The sequence below is a fragment of the Streptomyces sp. NEAU-YJ-81 genome (genome assembly GCF_017592595.1).
GTDB classification, from domain to species: Bacteria; Actinomycetota; Actinomycetes; order Streptomycetales; family Streptomycetaceae; genus Streptomyces; species Streptomyces hygroscopicus_B.
Genome location: NZ_JAGFNO010000078.1, coordinates 1 through 15161 on the forward strand (window position 1 = coordinate 1; position 15161 = coordinate 15161).

The 15161-nt window shown below is 67.0% G+C and carries 13 protein-coding genes; 8 read left to right on the top strand and 5 right to left on the bottom strand.

The genetic code is table 11. The features are described from left to right. Positions 1-156 precede the first annotated feature (156 nt). Together J5X86_RS49370 and J5X86_RS49375 are read right to left on the bottom strand one after the other, a co-directional pair. Entirely contained in the window at positions 157-732 is a 576-nt protein-coding gene (locus J5X86_RS49370) for an HD family hydrolase (RefSeq protein ID WP_208523121.1), read from the bottom strand. A 22-nt stretch (positions 733-754) separates the two neighbouring features. Further along, on the bottom strand, positions 755-1912 hold the full coding sequence (locus J5X86_RS49375; protein WP_208523122.1) for a DNA-binding transcriptional regulator: 1158 nt from the start codon (positions 1910-1912) through the stop codon (positions 755-757). A gap of 1554 nt (positions 1913-3466) precedes the next feature. Here J5X86_RS49375 and J5X86_RS49380 point away from each other — a divergent pair. From J5X86_RS49380 to fxlM, 8 genes are all read left to right on the top strand, one after another. Then, positions 3467-3679, top strand: a complete 213-nt coding sequence (locus J5X86_RS49380; protein WP_208523123.1) for a hypothetical protein — start codon at positions 3467-3469, stop codon at positions 3677-3679. A 465-nt stretch (positions 3680-4144) separates the two neighbouring features. After that, the gene (locus J5X86_RS53180) at positions 4145-4270 is read left to right on the top strand and encodes a helix-turn-helix domain-containing protein (RefSeq protein WP_374229507.1); all 126 of its coding nucleotides are present in this window, start codon (positions 4145-4147) and stop codon (positions 4268-4270) included. A 97-nt stretch (positions 4271-4367) separates the two neighbouring features. Next, entirely contained in the window at positions 4368-5147 is a 780-nt protein-coding gene (locus J5X86_RS49385) for a helix-turn-helix domain-containing protein (RefSeq protein ID WP_208523124.1), read from the top strand. Between the two features lie 319 nt (positions 5148-5466). Continuing rightward, the gene (locus J5X86_RS49390; RefSeq protein ID WP_208523125.1) at positions 5467-5922 is read left to right on the top strand and encodes a DUF6082 family protein; all 456 of its coding nucleotides are present in this window, start codon (positions 5467-5469) and stop codon (positions 5920-5922) included. A gap of 281 nt (positions 5923-6203) precedes the next feature. Continuing rightward, entirely contained in the window at positions 6204-6434 is a 231-nt protein-coding gene (fxlA, locus tag J5X86_RS49395; RefSeq protein WP_208523126.1) for an FxLD family lanthipeptide, read from the top strand. A gap of 162 nt (positions 6435-6596) precedes the next feature. Continuing rightward, the gene (locus J5X86_RS49400; protein WP_208523127.1) at positions 6597-9524 is read left to right on the top strand and encodes a lantibiotic dehydratase; all 2928 of its coding nucleotides are present in this window, start codon (positions 6597-6599) and stop codon (positions 9522-9524) included. Then, positions 9521-10672 carry a lanthionine synthetase C family protein gene (locus J5X86_RS49405; protein ID WP_208523128.1) on the top strand — a complete coding sequence of 384 codons (1152 nt, stop codon included), beginning with the start codon at positions 9521-9523 and terminating at the stop codon, positions 10670-10672. The genes J5X86_RS49400 and J5X86_RS49405 overlap by 4 nt, the downstream gene beginning before the upstream one ends. Before the next feature lie 13 nt (positions 10673-10685). After that, positions 10686-11885, top strand: a complete 1200-nt coding sequence (gene fxlM, locus J5X86_RS49410) for a methyltransferase, FxLD system (protein WP_208523129.1) — start codon at positions 10686-10688, stop codon at positions 11883-11885. 415 nt (positions 11886-12300) lie between these two features. Here the strand turns inward: fxlM and J5X86_RS49415 are convergent, their stop codons facing one another. The 3 genes from J5X86_RS49415 to J5X86_RS49425 are packed head-to-tail and all read right to left on the bottom strand — an operon-like array spanning position 12301 to position 14350. Continuing rightward, the gene (locus tag J5X86_RS49415) at positions 12301-12867 is read right to left on the bottom strand and encodes a hypothetical protein (RefSeq protein WP_208523130.1); all 567 of its coding nucleotides are present in this window, start codon (positions 12865-12867) and stop codon (positions 12301-12303) included. After that, positions 12864-13412, bottom strand: a complete 549-nt coding sequence (locus tag J5X86_RS49420) for a hypothetical protein (RefSeq protein WP_208523131.1) — start codon at positions 13410-13412, stop codon at positions 12864-12866. The genes J5X86_RS49415 and J5X86_RS49420 overlap by 4 nt, the downstream gene beginning before the upstream one ends. Then, positions 13409-14350 carry a DUF6192 family protein gene (locus J5X86_RS49425; protein ID WP_208523132.1) on the bottom strand — a complete coding sequence of 314 codons (942 nt, stop codon included), beginning with the start codon at positions 14348-14350 and terminating at the stop codon, positions 13409-13411. Before J5X86_RS49425 ends, J5X86_RS49420 begins: the two co-directional genes overlap by 4 nt. Positions 14351-15161 lie beyond the last annotated feature (811 nt).

Consider the following 15161-nt stretch of genomic DNA (forward strand, 5'->3'; position numbering starts at 1 on the left):
GTGGCCGTCCCGTCACGGCCCGCGGTATGAGCGGAGCGAGTAACTCCCACTCCTGATCGGTGAGTTCATGGCGGCGTATCACCCAGCCATGATCCACTATCCGATGATCTTTGAAGACGGACCCTAGTTCTGCATGCCCGGATGCGTCGTGCTGGGTCAGCTCAGGTAGACGTGCTTCCATTCGGCGGACGACATGCCTTGCGCCGCTTCAGCGAGCGCGAGCGCGGAGGGCGTCTTCAGCTTCGCCCGCGTAGTGTCCACCCATTCCTGGGCATTGCGGTAACCCTGCTCGAGGTACTCCATGCCTTGAAGCATGCACTCAAGCTTGTCAGCGTCGTGTGCCACGAGAACCTCCAATGAGTCGCCGTTCTCGTACTCGTGGACCACGGCCTTGATCCCCTCCGCTACGGCCTGAGGCGTCTTCGAGACCTGATCGGCGGTGACCTTCTCGTTCGACGCGGCTTCGAGGTAGCGGCGCCCGATCCACGGGATGTCCCCGACACGGGTCTCCTGGGTGTCGTGGAAGGTGCACAGAAGGGCGACCTTCGCTGGGTCAGCGCCTTCCATCATCGCCAGCACCGCGCCGATGATCGCGGTGCGGAACGAGTGCTCGGCGATGGTCTCGGGGTCCTTGACACCGGCGATCCACCAGCCACTCCTCTTTCCCCGCTTGAGGGCACCCATCTCAAACAGATAGCTGACGGTTCCCTTGTCGGCCTGGTCATCAGTCATGTAGATCGTCCCTTCAGGCGGATCACCGGCTACTCAGTCTCAGACCGTAATGCACATTCTCCAGCTCACGCCTGGACTGGGGCGAGATCACATCGCTGTCGAGCAGGCGGCCGACTCGGGTGGTCAAGTCGCGGTGCAGTTCCAGGTCAGCTGACAGAACGCCGGGCTTCGAGCTGATCAGCGCCCACACCGAGTGGATGTTCAAGTCCACCGCGCCCAGTGACGGATCAAGCCGGTCGGCAAGGTTGCGAAGGAGCGGGAGGGGCTCCCAGGACCGGCCGTCGATGTCGCTCATGAACGCGTCACTCGCACGGGGCACCGGGTCGAGGCCCAGCCAGTGCGCCCAGTAATTAAGGTTGGCCATCTCGCTGGCGTCTTCTCCCAAGCCCCGCTCGATGAATGCCTGCAGCGTCTCGATATCTCCATAGCGGGTCAAGGACGTTGCGACCGACCTGGCGTCGGACCAGGCTGGTGTCCACGATGCGTGGCGCAGTGGCGTTGGACGGCGTCCCCGCATGTCAGCGAGCCAGGAGTGGGTGTCGACGCTGGTGTCGTACGCACACAGGTAGAGCGCCTGCCGACGCAGAAGCGAGCCAGCTTCCCCCGCCCGGTCCGCGATCTCCGCTGTGCGGCGGAGATTGGCGAACAGCTTGTCCCGCTGGGGGGTTGGCAGGAGCGGTGAGCCGGGCGTGGGGCCTCTCCGCCGGGGAGTCGACACGGGGGCTTTGGGGAGAACCGTGGGCTGCTCACCGGTCAGGGCCCAGGTGATCATGTGAGTCGATGCTCGGGTAAAGACCCAGCTGTGCAGCGGGTGCTGGGTGATGTCATCACTGTTGAGCGTGTCGTCGAGTGAGTACTCGATCACGGAGTCGGCCTCGACTGCGAGATCGAGGAGAGGCAAAAGCATTGGCTGCGCACCGCGTCCTAGCAGGTATCGCTTCAAGCGCAGGAATTGCGCGGAGGAGACGGCCGCTAGGGAACGACGGCCTGATTCCCAGCCCTGGACGGTCGTCGTGTCGATGCCAAGTTCTTCGGCCAGCCGGGACTGAGTCAGCGGAATGCGCTCGCGGATGATCTTGAGTAGATGGCCGCAGACGATGCCACCCGCAGCGCGGGCTCGGGAACTCTGACCGGCAGTCAGTGTTCCTGTCTTGGAGCGCGATTGCTTCTGTGGTGCCATGCCGTGCTCCCACGTGGTTCGGCGTGTGCAACTCGTACTCTGTGTCAGTTTTTTTGCCCGCTTGGTCACAGTAAGTTCATTCACGGTCGGTGACCGAGCGCACACCCGTCCAGCTTAAGCGCGGTGAGCGATCAAGCGACTACTTAGGTGGTGACCACGTATGCGTCCTATGGCTCCGGAGGATGGCTCCCGCGTCGGAGCGATGCGTAGCCCTTGGGGGACCCGTTGATGACGACTTCTGCGTGGCCCCCGAGAAGCCGGGACGCCCTAGCGGACACATACGCGGATGTGGACCTACTCGGCTGGCCCCTGTTTATCGACGCGGAGTCGATGAACGCAGAACAGGTGCAACATGCCTTCGCCCACAACTCCAGCACCGTCTTGTTGGCCGCCTGCACCAAGTTCGACGCTGTGACCACCTCGCGCAAAGCCGCCACAGGTGCGCTTGTCCGGCTCGATCGGAGAGGTACGGCCCTGCCATGCCTCTTGTGCGGCGAAACGGGCACGTTCCTGGTCGCTCGCGGCAGCGGAGTACACGTCTCTGCACTCGCTGGAGTCCAGGTCATGTCTGGCGCTGACGCACGGATCACTCTGCCGCCGACGCACGGGGTTCGCTGGGACACTCCACCGTGGCACCTCACCGAACGAGCTCCACTAAAGATGCCCAGCGCGGTCGACCTTCTCTCCTGTCTGGAAGAGGCGCTGCGTCTCTACCCGCGCCGTGAGACAGGGATCAGACCGTGATGGCGGTGGCTCCGACGGTCAGCGTCCAGGAGGTCGACAACTGATGGAGTGCCTTTCTCGGACTGGGCGCATCGATGTCATTTCATGACTGCGTCAACTGGATCACCCTCATGTCTGGTGGGGGCTGGCCGTCGCCCCTGCTCCAACTGCCAGGAAGGGAGGGGCGGCGGCTACACCAGGCCTGGGACGCGGACCCACTGTTCCCTCTTCGGCGTTTCTTCCCGTTTCCCCGCGGAGTCTCAAGGTCGCCGAAGAGGGGCTTTATCCGCGAAGAGCTCACATCCGAGAGGACTGAACATGCGTCGGGACCAGTGCCCGTCCACCACTGGCTGGCTGCCGCCGGACTGCCCCACTGCTCCCCTTCGGCGTCCGCGACCGCGTCAGTACTTCGCGGGCACCGTGCGCGTGCCGTACATCGCTCCCTGGACGGGAGAAAATGCGCCCGCGGCCGTGATCACGACGCGGCACGGCCGCGACGGCATGGGGATCGGTTACGCGGACGAATACGGGATCGCCGATCGTCGGCGGGGCGCGCTGTGGATCCGGGTGCCGGTCAAGCCCGGGGCTGGGGCGCCGCTGCTGGACCGTGTTCATGCCTTGCGTCAGCGGCAGGCGATGACTCACATGCTGTGTCAGTACTGTGGCCGGCCTGCTGTTGACCGATCCGATGGGCGGTATGTCTTCTTGCTGCCCGCCGTGGTTGGCAGGTTGATCACGGATGGAGAGAGGACCGCTACGCCGCCTGTGTGCGGTAGCTGTGTCCCTGAAGCGGTACGGGGCCGTCCTTCCGCGCGGAGGAGGTGTGTAGCAGTGCTGGTGGAGTACGCCGCACTCTGGGGTGTGGCTGGTGTTGTGTACGAGCCCGAGACCCTCAGGCCGGTGCCCAGCGAGCACGGCGAGCGGTTCACGCTCGTGGCGTACGACGACCCGCGACTGCCTTGGACACTCGCCTGCCGCGAAGTCGTCACGCTCCACGGCTGCACGGCCATGGACTTTGAAGATCTGACCCAGCCCGCCGCCTGAGCCGTCTTTCCCCGTGTCATCGCGCCACTGGGTATCGAAACTGGAAAGGGGCATGGTGACCAGCCAACCGCCACGTCGTCTGAAGCTCTCTGCTCGTGAGCGCGAAGCCCTCCAGCTCACAGCGAGCGGTATGACCCCGGCCGAAGCGGCCACGGAGATGGGCGTATGCACGTCCAGGGTGAACGACTGCCTGCGGTACGCCTTGGCGAAGCTCCACTCACCCGGCCGACCGGGTGCCGTGTACCGGGCCTACGTTCTGGGGGAAATCTCCCCGCCCAAGCTTAGAAACGAAGGTGTGGACCTCGTGCTCAGTACGGGGCAGCGCACGGCTCTCCGAGGTTTGGCGGGGGGCCATGATCTGGGATGGATCGCTGCGGACAGCGGGGTGTCTGCGGACGTCGTGCGTAGGGATGTGCGTGAGCTGATGGCGCTGGTGGGCGCCAAAACGCGGGCGCATCTCATCCATTGTGGCAGGGAGTTCGGCCTGCTCGGGTCAGTGACGCTACAGGGCGGTCATACGGATTCATTCGCATGATCCTCATCGAAGTGGGTGTAGAGCTGCGCGCGCGGCGCCTTGGCCTTTTGCGATGAAGCAATGGGGATTTAAAGCGGCGACAAGTCGAGAGCTGCGCAGGCTTGGTGCCGGGGCTACTCTGCCCGTTCGTCTGGCTAGTTTTTTTAAGGGGAGATGGTGACGATTACAGCTCCGAGTTCGGTGCCGAGCGGCGTCGGTGTGCTCGACAAGGTCTCTGCGATTCTCTCCGTGTTGGAACAGGGGCCGGTACACCTGCCAACGGTGGTTTCAGAAACCGGCCTGACGCGTCCTACGGTCCATCGGCTCGTTCTCGCTGTGCAGGATCTGGGCCTAGTCGAAGCCGACCAGCAGGGCCAGTTCATTGCCGGTCCCAGGCTGGCCCGTCTGGCAATGGTGGCGCACCAGGCGATCGCGGTGCGTGAACTGCGGCGGGAACTCGGCGCACTGCGGGCCACAACCGGCGCAAGGTCCGTTCGTCTTCATCAGCGCCACGGCGATCAGCGGCTCTGCGTCGCCGAGGCCCTGCGGCACAAGACGGCACTCAGTGACCGCAATCCAGGCAGAGCAGTGGCGATGGGGACAGACCCTGTCTCACGAGTCTTCCTCGCATGGCAGCGGCTCAGCCGGAGCCATGTCACCGGGAGTGATGCCGCTGAGTGCTCGGGCATACGGCATCGCGGCTGGGTGCAGGGTGTCACCGACGAGGGCCTGGTCCTGGCGGTGGCGGTGTGCGGCCGCGATGGGGAACTGGCTGCCGTCCTGTCGCTATCCAGCCCCTCTCGGCGGACACGCTGCTCCTTCCGCCGAGAGGTGATCAAGAACGCGGTAGAGGCTGCTGCCCGCATCTCCCGCCGTCTCCCTGCCCAGGAGTCCACCGGACCAGTCAAGGAGCTGGAGGACCCCCCAAGGCGAGTCGGGCCAAGGTCTGAATAGGCCCCGCTCGGGGCACCGGTCGACACCGGTCCCGGTGCCCCGAGCGGTATCACACTCCCGGCGCGGAATAGGTGGAGCGCGACGTATCGCGCTGGGTTCATGTAAGAGATCACGCACTCACAGAGGTGACAGTCGACAGATAGGTTGCCCCGGCCGAGCCATGGCTGGCCGGGGCAACCGACAGAAGCCCTCTCGCGGCAAATGCACCGAGCACCAACAGCTCACTCACCTCGTCAAATTCCCATCTCGCTCCCATAGGGAGACCCCGAATGGGCTGCGGGGGAAGTTTTCCGCTACCAGTCACTACGAAAGGTGTGGGATGAAGACCTCATACGTCGTGCTCGCCACCGCCACCGCCACCGTCGCAGTCGGCATTGCGCGGCTTGTGCACTCCGAGAGGCAGAACCGGCAGCGGCTCGCCCTGCATGCCGAGGAGATACACCAGGAGCTGATCTCCGATGCGGTGTCCAATCCCGAGCTGCGGGTGATGTGGACAGCCCCCGGCGAGCTACCCGACGAGGAGTACAGGGAGATCCTGCACTGCAATCGACTGATCAGCCTCCTGTCGGTCAAATTCCGGGCAGGACTGCTCGATAGGGCCTCCTTGAGGGTCCAAGCGAGGTGGCTGATGGCACGCGAGGTTGGCCGGACGCATTGGGCGACGCTCGGGAGCTTCCGTGAGGAGGAGGCGGTGGACCGCATCGACCGCACCTTCAACGCGATCATGGCCGATGAGTACGCGGCCATGGTGGCCGTTGATGCAGTAGCGACCTGAGAATTGCGGCCCCGCCGCCATCCTGTACGGCTGGGCGGTTGCTTGGCCCACGGCCGCTTCTTGGCGAGTACAAGGGCTGGCCGGGGCCAGCATCCCAGCCGACGAGGGCGGTCATGGCTGCACATCGAAGGAGGGGGTCATCGCGCCCCGTGAATGACGGTGAACACGGTGTTCGCGCACCTGGCTGCATGCTGCATGACGGCAGCCGGATGCGGGGGCCCCGTGCTCCCCTGCTCGCGCGTTGCGCGAGCAGTATCCCCCAGCACCTCGGAGGTTCTGCGATGAGCGTTCAGATAGCCGAGTCAGCCGCCCCGCCCATCGGGCCGGCCACCGCGTTCTCGGGCGAGGACGCTCCGCCCATCGGGCCGCCCGCCGCCACTCTCCCGTTCTCAGGCGAGGACTGGGAGCTCGAGGTGTCGGTTACGGACGCCCCGCGTCCTGTGGCGTCGGACGACTGCGACACCAGCGACGGTTGTGAGTCGTCGTGCGATTCCTCCTGCACCAGCGACTGATCTGACGCCCGGCACCGGCCGTACCTGCGGGCCCGGGGACTTTCCCCGGCCCGCGGGGCGGCCCCAGCCAAGTGAGGACCCATGATGACGCGGACCAGACCTCTCCAGCGCGGCGACGTGATCCTCCTGCGTGCTGCCGTCGCCCCTTTCAATGTGCAGCGCATGCGATGGCCCTCGCCGGACGACCCGGCTGATTGCCGACGATGGCTGGCCGAGGTGTGGACCGAACCGGACTTCGCCACCGCGGTGTGTGCCGCGACACCGCGCCTTGTCCGCGCGGTGGAGCAGGCCGTGAATGATCCGACGAGGGCACCGAGGAAGGTCCGCAGGGCGGTCACCGCCACAGCCCGCTATCTGCTGCGCGCCACCGGACGCCCGACTCCGTTCGGCCTCTTCGCCGGGGTGGCTACCGCGTATTGCGGCCCCGCCCTGGTCCGGTTCGGCGTCGAGCACCGCCCGGTAGCCCGTCCGGACACCCTCTGGCTTGACCACGTCCGTCGCGATCTCCAGTCTCGCCCCGATGTCCTTCCCCACCTGAGCGTGGCAGCTGACGACCTGACGGTACGGCGGGGGAACACGCTCGAACGGCCGTTGCCCGGAGGCCGTACCGCGACCATCCGCCTCACCCGGCCGCTGGCAGCCATCCTGGAGATGGCCGCCGAGCCGGTGTCGTATCGGCAGATCATGGAACGCCTCATCGCGATGGGCGGCTCCGCTGCCCAGGCGGCGCACCTCCTCGACGCGGCACTCAGCACGGGATTGCTGACCACTCAACTCCACGCGCCGATCACAGATGTGGACCCGCTCGGTCACCTTCTTCGCGTGCTGGAGCCGGTTACGGCGCATCTGGAGCCCGAGACTGTTGATGTCCTACGCGAGCTCAGGGACGTACACCGGCTGCTGGGCAGCCACAACACGGCCTGGGACCAGTCGACAGCGCGGGAGATCCGGGATGGGGCCGAGCGCAGGATGACCGCGATCAACGATGCCGGTCGCGTGCGGCTGAGCGTAGATCTTCGTCTCGATGCCACCGTGCAGATTCCCGCGCCCGTCTTGGACGAGGCCGAAGCCGCGGCCCATGCTGTGCTCCGGCTCACCCGTCACCAGGGCGAGCGGCCCGCCTGGGCCGCGTACCACAGCGTGTTCTGGGACCGGTACGGCGCAGGCACTCTCGTTCCCGTCCGCGATGCCGTCGATCTCGCTGCCGGAGTGGGACTACCCGCTGGCTTCCCCACCTCGCCGTGGCCCGAGCCGTCGACCAAGGCGTTGCCTCGGGATGAGCTGCTGATGCACCGGGCGTGGCAGGCGGCCGTGACCGGCGAGCGGGAGATCCGCCTCTCGGACGCCGACATCGAGGAGCTGAGCCCCGCATCGCACGGCGGCGCCGACGGGGCAGCGGTCGCGCCGCACGTCGAGTTGGGGGTGCGGGTGTACGCGCAGAGTCAGCATGCCGTGGACCGCGGAGACTTCACCGTGTCCGTCCGCCCTGCGTGGAGTACCGGAAACCTCACCGGCCGGTTCGCGGCCACCCTGCGCGATGGCGGGCTGCGCGAGGCGTACTGGAAGCTGCCCACCCTGGTCGACGGGGCGCTGGCCGCCCAACTGTCCTTCACCCCGATCTACCCGCACGCCGAGAACGTTGCTCGCACGCCGGCGTTCCTGCCGTACGTGATCCCCTTGGGTGAGCACCGCCCGCCCAGCGCACACCTCATCCCGCTGGACGACCTCGCTGTGCTGTCCACCGGCAAGCGGCTGCACCTGGTCAGCCTCTCCCGCCGCCGAGTCGTCGAGCCCGTCGTCCTGCACCCGCTCGCCCTGGAGAAACAGGCACCGCCGCTCGCCCGGTTCCTCGCCCAACTCGGGCGGGGCTTCGCCACCGCGTGGACCCAGTTCGACTGGGGCCCGCTCGCTACCGGAATGCCGTTCCTGCCCCGCGTCCGGTACCGCAAGGCCCTGCTCACCCCGGCCCGCTGGCGGCTGGCAGCCAGCGACCTTCCGACCGGATCCTTCGACCGCGCCTGGCACGAGGCCCTGACTAACTGGGCCCGGACCTGGAGATGCCCCCGGTCTCTTGAACTGCGGGAAAACGACCGCACCTTGCGCCTGGACCTGCGCGTGGCCCTGCACGCGCGGCTGCTGGCCGACCACCTACGACGGTACGAGAGCGCCGACCTGTACGAAGCCCCTGGAGAAGACGACCTGGGCTGGATCGGGCACGCCCACGAGATCGTTCTGCCACTCACGTCCACCCGGCCGCCCCTGCCGGCCCCGGACATCCAGGACGCGCCCGTGGTCACCAACCGGACACTGTCCGACCCCGGCAGCGACCAGCCGTGGGTGCAGGCCAAGCTGTTCACCGCCCCCGCCGCCATGGACCAGATCCTCGCCCACCCGCTCCCCGATTCCCTGGAACAGCTCGACATCTGGTTCGTCCGCTACCGCTCTCTGCTGGAGGAGTACCACCTGCGGCTCCGTATCGCCGCCTCTGACCCCGCTGCCCACGCCACGATCACCCAGACCATCGTGAGCTGGGCACGGCAACTCCAAGACGACGCCCTCGCCTCGCGCCTCGTCTTCGACGGCTACCGGCCCGAAACAGGCCGGTACAAGACCGGAGCCGCGATGTCGGCCGCCGAAAAGGTCTTCACCGCCGACAGCAACGCCGTCCGCTACGCCCTGGCAGACCTGCCGCGAACCGAGCGGCGCGTGCTGTGCGCCCTCGGGATGATCGACATGGCCCTCGGTCTCCTCGGCGAGGACGACGGCATCCACTGGATGGCCACGAACCCTGCCCCGGGTATCGGCCTGCCGGCCGTCACCCGAGCCGTCACACAGCAGACCCGCACCGGGCTCCAGACACGCCCGTCCGGCTGGACACCACGGCTCGACGCTGCGAGTGCCGCCCGGCACGGCGCCCTGCACTGCTACCGCAAGCATCTCGCCGATGAGCAGGTCACCAACGTGCTGGAGTCTCTTCTGCACATGCACCACAACCGGTGCATCGGACCGGATCGCGAGTCCGAGGCCGTCTGCCGCCACGCTGCCCGCCAGGCGTGCCGCACTGTGTGGGTACGGGGGACCGATCAGTGACCACACATGCCCACCACCTGGGCACGGGACAGGCCGGGACGCTCCTGCGCCGAGCCGTCCTGGCCCGCAGTGACAGCGCGTGGGAGGCGGCACACCGCACAGCCCGCGTCATCTCCACGCAGCCTGTTACCGCCCACCCCGACCACGCGAGCCTGTACTGCGGGGCACCCGCCCTCGCCTACGCCCTGCACACCGCCAGACACCCGGCCTACCGCTCCGCCCTGGAAACTCTGGACGAGACGGTCGCCGGGCTGGTGAGCGTGAAGCTCACGGCGGCACGCGAGCGGATGACAACCGGTCGGCCGCCGCGGATGCGGGAATACGACCTGATCAACGGCCTCACCGGACTCGGTGCCTACCTCCTGCACCGCCGGACGCGCCCGGAGCTGCTGGAGTACGTGCTGCGCTACATCGTCCGGCTGCTCCTCCAGCCCGTCACGGTCGACGGCCGCGCGGCCCCGGGCTGGTGGACCTCTGACAGCCCCAACGGCCGCCCCGATCAGGCGTGGCCGTACGGCCATGGCAACTTCGGGCTCGCGCACGGAGTCGCGGGCCCTGTCGCCCTCCTCGCGCTGTGCGTCCGCGCCGGGTTCCGGGTGCCCCGCCAGCAGCAGGCGTTGGTGCACGCCTGCCGACTGCTGGAGCAGTGGTCGTCTTCCGTTCCGGCCGGAGGCACGGCCTGGCCCGAGACCATCACTGCTGAGCGGTGGCACCAGGGGCCGGCCCCCTCCACGACTCCGGGCAGGCCCTCGTGGTGCTACGGCACCCCGGGCATCGCCCGCGCCCTGCAACTGGCCGCCCTCGCCTGTGACCGCCCCTCCGGGCGGCGCCACGCCGAACACGCTCTGGCCGCCTGCCTCACCGACTCCAGCCAACTCGACTCGCTGGGCGACGCGACGGTCTGCCACGGCTGGGCAGGGCTCGCTCTGGTCGTCGCCACGACGGCCGCCGACGCCGCTCCCGGCAGCCCGCTCCCAGGACAGGTGCCGCTCCTGCGTGACCGGCTGGCCGCCCACGTCGACCAGCATCCGATGACGGACACAGCCGGTCTGCTCACCGGCTCGGACGGCGTCCTCCTCACCCTGCACACCCTCACCCCCGCCCGGCCCGTTGCACCTACGTGGACCACGTGCCTCCTCCTCAACTGATAAGGATTCCAGCGTGAACAACACCCCGACCGTCGATGACCTCCGCAACGCACTCGTTGACCAGATTGTGGCCAAGCGGCCACTTCCTCCCCGCGTCGAACGGGCTATGCGCACCGTTCACCGGGAAGTCCACCTTCCTGGAGTCGGCCCGGCCGTGGCCTACAGCAACAAGGCCGTCACCATCAAGGACAACCCCCAAGGGCCGCTCGCCCTCTCCTGCGCCTCCGTGCCCTCCACCGTGGCGATGATGCTCGGCCAGCTCGACGCGCAACCCGGCGATCAGATCCTGGAAATCGGCGCGGGCACCGGATACAACGCCGCCCTCCTCTCCGAGATCGTCGGTGAGGACGGCGAGGTCACCACCATCGACATCGACGCCGACGTCACCCAGCACGCCCGCGACGCACTCAACAACGCCGGATACCAGCAGGTACGGGTCATGGAGCGCGACGGCCTGAAGGGCGCACCCGACTACGGCCCCTACACCCGCATGATCGGCGCTGTGGGCTTCTGGGACATCCCCACCGCACTGCGCGCCCAGCTCATCGACGGAGGCCGGTTCGTCCTCCCCCTGCGCTGGCGCGGACAGACCCGCTCCGTCGTCCTCAACCGCCAGGGCGAGGCGTTGCTCTGCAGCGATATGGAGCTGTGCGGCTTCGTCCCCATCCTCGGCCAGGACGGCGAGCGCACCCTCGACCTTGCCGACGGCACCGTCCGCGTCCACCACGACCAGGATCAGGACATGGACCCCGCCCGGCTGAACGATGCCCTCACCCAGCCGACGGCCGAGACGTGGTCGGACGTCCGAGTCGGCGGAGAGGAGTCCTTCGACGGGATCTGGCTGCGGGCGACCGCGTTCGAGGACACCGTCTGCCGACTCGAAGCCACCCGCGCCGCCGTGGAGAACGGCCTGCGCCGTCCCGCGATCATCGGACGAAGCCCTGCGCTGGTTGCCGGGGGCTCCCTGGCGTACCTGATCTCCAAGCGCGACGACACGGACCCCGAACGGCCGTCACTCCTCGGAGCCGCCCACCTCGGCCCCGACGGCGCCGACCTGGCCAAGCGCCTCGTCGCACACATCACGGCATGGGGAGCCGACCGTACCGCCGTGCCCAACCTGGCCATCTACCCGGCGGGCACACCCGACAACGAACTCCGCGCGGGCCATGTCATCGAAAAGGCCCACTCCCGCGTCGTCCTCTCCTTCGTCTAGACCGGCCAGCGAGGTGGCCTGCACACGCCACCACCGACACTTCTCCCGAGTTGGAACCGTGCTGTCCGGCAGCCCTCCTATCGTCGGCTGGCAGTGGGGAGATCCAGTGGGCTGGGATGGCCCGCGTTGCGGTCGCCGATCTGCTCGGCCTGGGGCCAGCAGCGGCCATGTTCCTCGACGCGATCGGCGCGACGCGTGGTCAGCCGCGCTCTGGACGACAAGCTCGGAGCCTGGCGTGAAAGCGCGGGTCGCGTCGACGATGTTCTGGATGAAGCCACCCGGCAGCTCGTGCGGTCCTTGCCGGACAAGATCGTGGTCTTGGACTGGGCTTGGCGCTGTGATGCCCCGGGATCACCAAGCCCCTCAACGGTGCTGTTGGGGGAGGTGCTGGTCAGTGCTTTGCTGCGGTCTTGGGTCAGGTGTCGGGTGTGAGCTGGTGGTGGGCTTGGCTGAGTGCTTCGGTAGCGCTGCGGTTGAATTCGTCGGCGGATCTGAGGGCTGCGGCAAGGGCTCGCCGGTCTGCTGGGTCTGTGCTGTGCCGGGCGAGGCGGTAGGCGTTGATCGCGTTGGCCGCTGTCATGGCGGCGCTTTCCGCTGCCGGGGTGCACGGGTCGTCAGTGTCTTCGTAAACGGTGATGTCGAACGCGGTTCTCACCAGTCGCAGGGCCAGCAACCTTAGCCGCATCTCCTCGGATCGGGCGAGAGTGTTGTAGCCGCGGATCAGCTCCGTCAGGCCCTCGGGCGGGTCCGCTCCGGGGTCTGCGCGCACGGCGGCATCGAGTTCCGCCTTGGCCAGCAGGATGCCCAGCAGCAGTGGCGCATCCCCCGGGCGCGGTCCGTGTGGGCGGCGGGTGCGATCCAGTGTCGGGGCAGCGCTCAGCGCGGCCAGCGCGTGCTGCAGGGCAGCAGCGGTAGCCGGCCGGGAACTCGAAGACGAGCGCGTCATGGTGCTGCTGCCCGAACAAAGATCTTCAACCGTCACCTGGTGCGAGCCGTTGTAGCCGTTCCACGGCGGCTCCTCTTGGCCTTTCTCGCCCCTACAGGTTTGGGCATGGACATGCTCAAACTCTGCATTCTCTCGGACAGGCGGAGCATGTGGCCGATCTCCTCCTGGTACATCTTCAGGACCTCGTAGTCGGCAACGTCCTCACCCAGGGGGTTGATCCAGCCGGACAGCAGCCTGCGCAGTTCGGTGTTGATGCGGCGCAGCCGCCAGCTGACGCTCTCGGCGATCTTCGCCGGATCGGTGGTGATCAGATATCCGTCACGGAAGGACAGAAACGCCTTGCCCTTCTCCATGGATATATGGTCACGGACGTAGCCCTTCAGGCGCGTGAACTGGCTCTCGGTGGCATGGAGCTGGCTGGTGACCGTCTCCTTGGGGAGGAGAACGTCTTCACCCGCGTCCTCGAAGACGTTCCAGGCCAGTTCCGCAAGGTGCTGGGTAGCGATGGGAGGGGTACGCCGGGTCTGGGATACCTCCTTCTGCGCCGGTTCTGCGGCAGCGGTACGGGTTGGCATCGTCATTCATCGCCTTCCCCCAGGATGCGCGCCAGTTCCTCGTCCATGGTCTTATCGCCCGTCGACACGACGGTGTCGCACCAGTCCAAAGCGGCGCGGATGCGACGGTGGTTGTCCAAGACGGCGCGGACCTCGCGCTCGGTGAACTCCGCGACATGCAGCTTCGGAATCAGTCGTTGCATCTCCACCAGGAAGCTTGTGCCTATTCCGATCAGTTCAAGGACCTCGCTGGATGCCCTCGTGTAGTCCACGGCCGGCTCGCGGCGCCGCGCCTGCGGCGCCTCCTCCGCGGCCCCTGCCTCCTCTGTTTCCTCTTCATGGGCGGCTGCGAGGCGCTCTCCGACAGCCTGCAGCCGCTGCTCGTGGTGAGCCCGGTAGAGGATCCGTTGGTTGGAGGCGTTACTCATCACTTGGTGCGCGACGTCGGGCCGACGGATCAGCTCCGTGACGGCCTCGGCGGCATTCTCGTCCTGCGTCAGCAGAACCCGGACTCGGTCCAGCTTCTCGGCCTTGGTCAGCGGCTGGCGGGGAAGCCGTCCCGCGTGGCTGAGGGCCTTGTCTTCCGTCCACCTCGTGATCCCCCTCGGCGGGTTGTGGATCAGTTCGAAACGGTCCTCCATGGCGTCCAGCGCCTTGTGGATCGACCAGGACACTCCTGAGGCGCGATGCTCTGCGGGCCAGGCGACAGCCACGTGCCGGTAGGTGATCAGGGTGTGGACGTTGATCCCGATCTCGTCAGCGTACCGATCGAGTACTGGGAAAACCCCCCGTTGGTTCTCGGCGCCCGGGCGCTGAACGGGGATCATCTTCAGAGTAAGGTCGCCCAGCCGGAATTGGATGTCGCTTTCTTCGTTCACCAGATCCCGGCCCTGCTTCAGGTAACGCGACCACTGGCGGTCCGAGAACCGTTTTGGGAAGGGGCTGGCAATCTTCGTTGTGGGCATGATGCCTCCCCACTAAAATGGAGGCGGGGCTGTGGGAAGAGGGCGGCCATTTCCCCGCTCACACTTCAGGTAAATCGCTAAAACTCTTTGCTTTCAGTGTGCGCCTTTCGAAGGGCCCGATCAAGCGCAGGCCTATCGTCGATCGGCTGCTGGCGAATTTCGGGCCGCATATATGTTTTTGGGTAACGATCATTCCGGTGATGTGCAGTGCGTCTCGGCCGACACGCCGGGTATCGTCGGCCGTACCGATGGGCCGCGACGTGCTGGGTCTGTGCCGGGTGGGGCGGTGGGCGTTGATGGCGTTGGCCGCTGTCATGGCGGCGCTTTCCGCTGCGGGGAGTGCACGGGGTGTCCGTGTTTTCGTAGGGGTGGTGTCGAGGCTGGTTCTCACTGGCCACTGGGCCGGCAACTTCAGGCGGCGGCCGGGTGTCGAGAAGTGCTCGGGGTTGTGTGGGGTGCTGGTGTTCTGGTGGGTAAGTGCCGGCGGGCGCTGGTTTCCGTGGTGCTGGATGACGTGGTGGCTGCGCAGGGCACCGTCATCCAGTTGATCGTCGTGGTCCGTGTGGTGATCCGGGGGTCCTGGGGTCGGCGGGTCGCAGCTGGGCAGTGGGCCGCGGATGACTGCATCGATCTGGGCAGGCCGAGGTTCGCCTGGAGTGACGAGCAGGGTCGTGCCGACTTGTAGTCCCGGAATCGTTTATGAGGGGCGTAATGCTCGTCGCGCGTAGGCGAGTAGTTCATTCTGGGCGGCGGGCTCGGATACTGGGGGCCGAGCAGACCACTCCAAGCGCAACTCCAGCGCCTTGTCGGC

What these genes read in the sequence shown, in the direction of transcription:
- J5X86_RS49370 (WP_208523121.1), bottom strand. Translation starts at nt 732, where the DNA reads ATGACTGATGACCAGGCCGACAAGGGAACCGTCAGCTATCTGTTTGAG.
- J5X86_RS49375 (WP_208523122.1), bottom strand. Translation starts at nt 1,912, where the DNA reads ATGGCACCACAGAAGCAATCGCGCTCCAAGACAGGAACACTGACTGCC.
- J5X86_RS49385 (WP_208523124.1), top strand. Translation starts at nt 4,368, where the DNA reads ATGGTGACGATTACAGCTCCGAGTTCGGTGCCGAGCGGCGTCGGTGTG.
- J5X86_RS49390 (WP_208523125.1), top strand. Translation starts at nt 5,467, where the DNA reads ATGAAGACCTCATACGTCGTGCTCGCCACCGCCACCGCCACCGTCGCA.
- fxlA (WP_208523126.1), top strand. Translation starts at nt 6,204, where the DNA reads ATGAGCGTTCAGATAGCCGAGTCAGCCGCCCCGCCCATCGGGCCGGCC.
- J5X86_RS49400 (WP_208523127.1), top strand. Translation starts at nt 6,597, where the DNA reads ATGCGATGGCCCTCGCCGGACGACCCGGCTGATTGCCGACGATGGCTG.
- J5X86_RS49420 (WP_208523131.1), bottom strand. Translation starts at nt 13,412, where the DNA reads ATGACGATGCCAACCCGTACCGCTGCCGCAGAACCGGCGCAGAAGGAG.
- J5X86_RS49425 (WP_208523132.1), bottom strand. Translation starts at nt 14,350, where the DNA reads ATGCCCACAACGAAGATTGCCAGCCCCTTCCCAAAACGGTTCTCGGAC.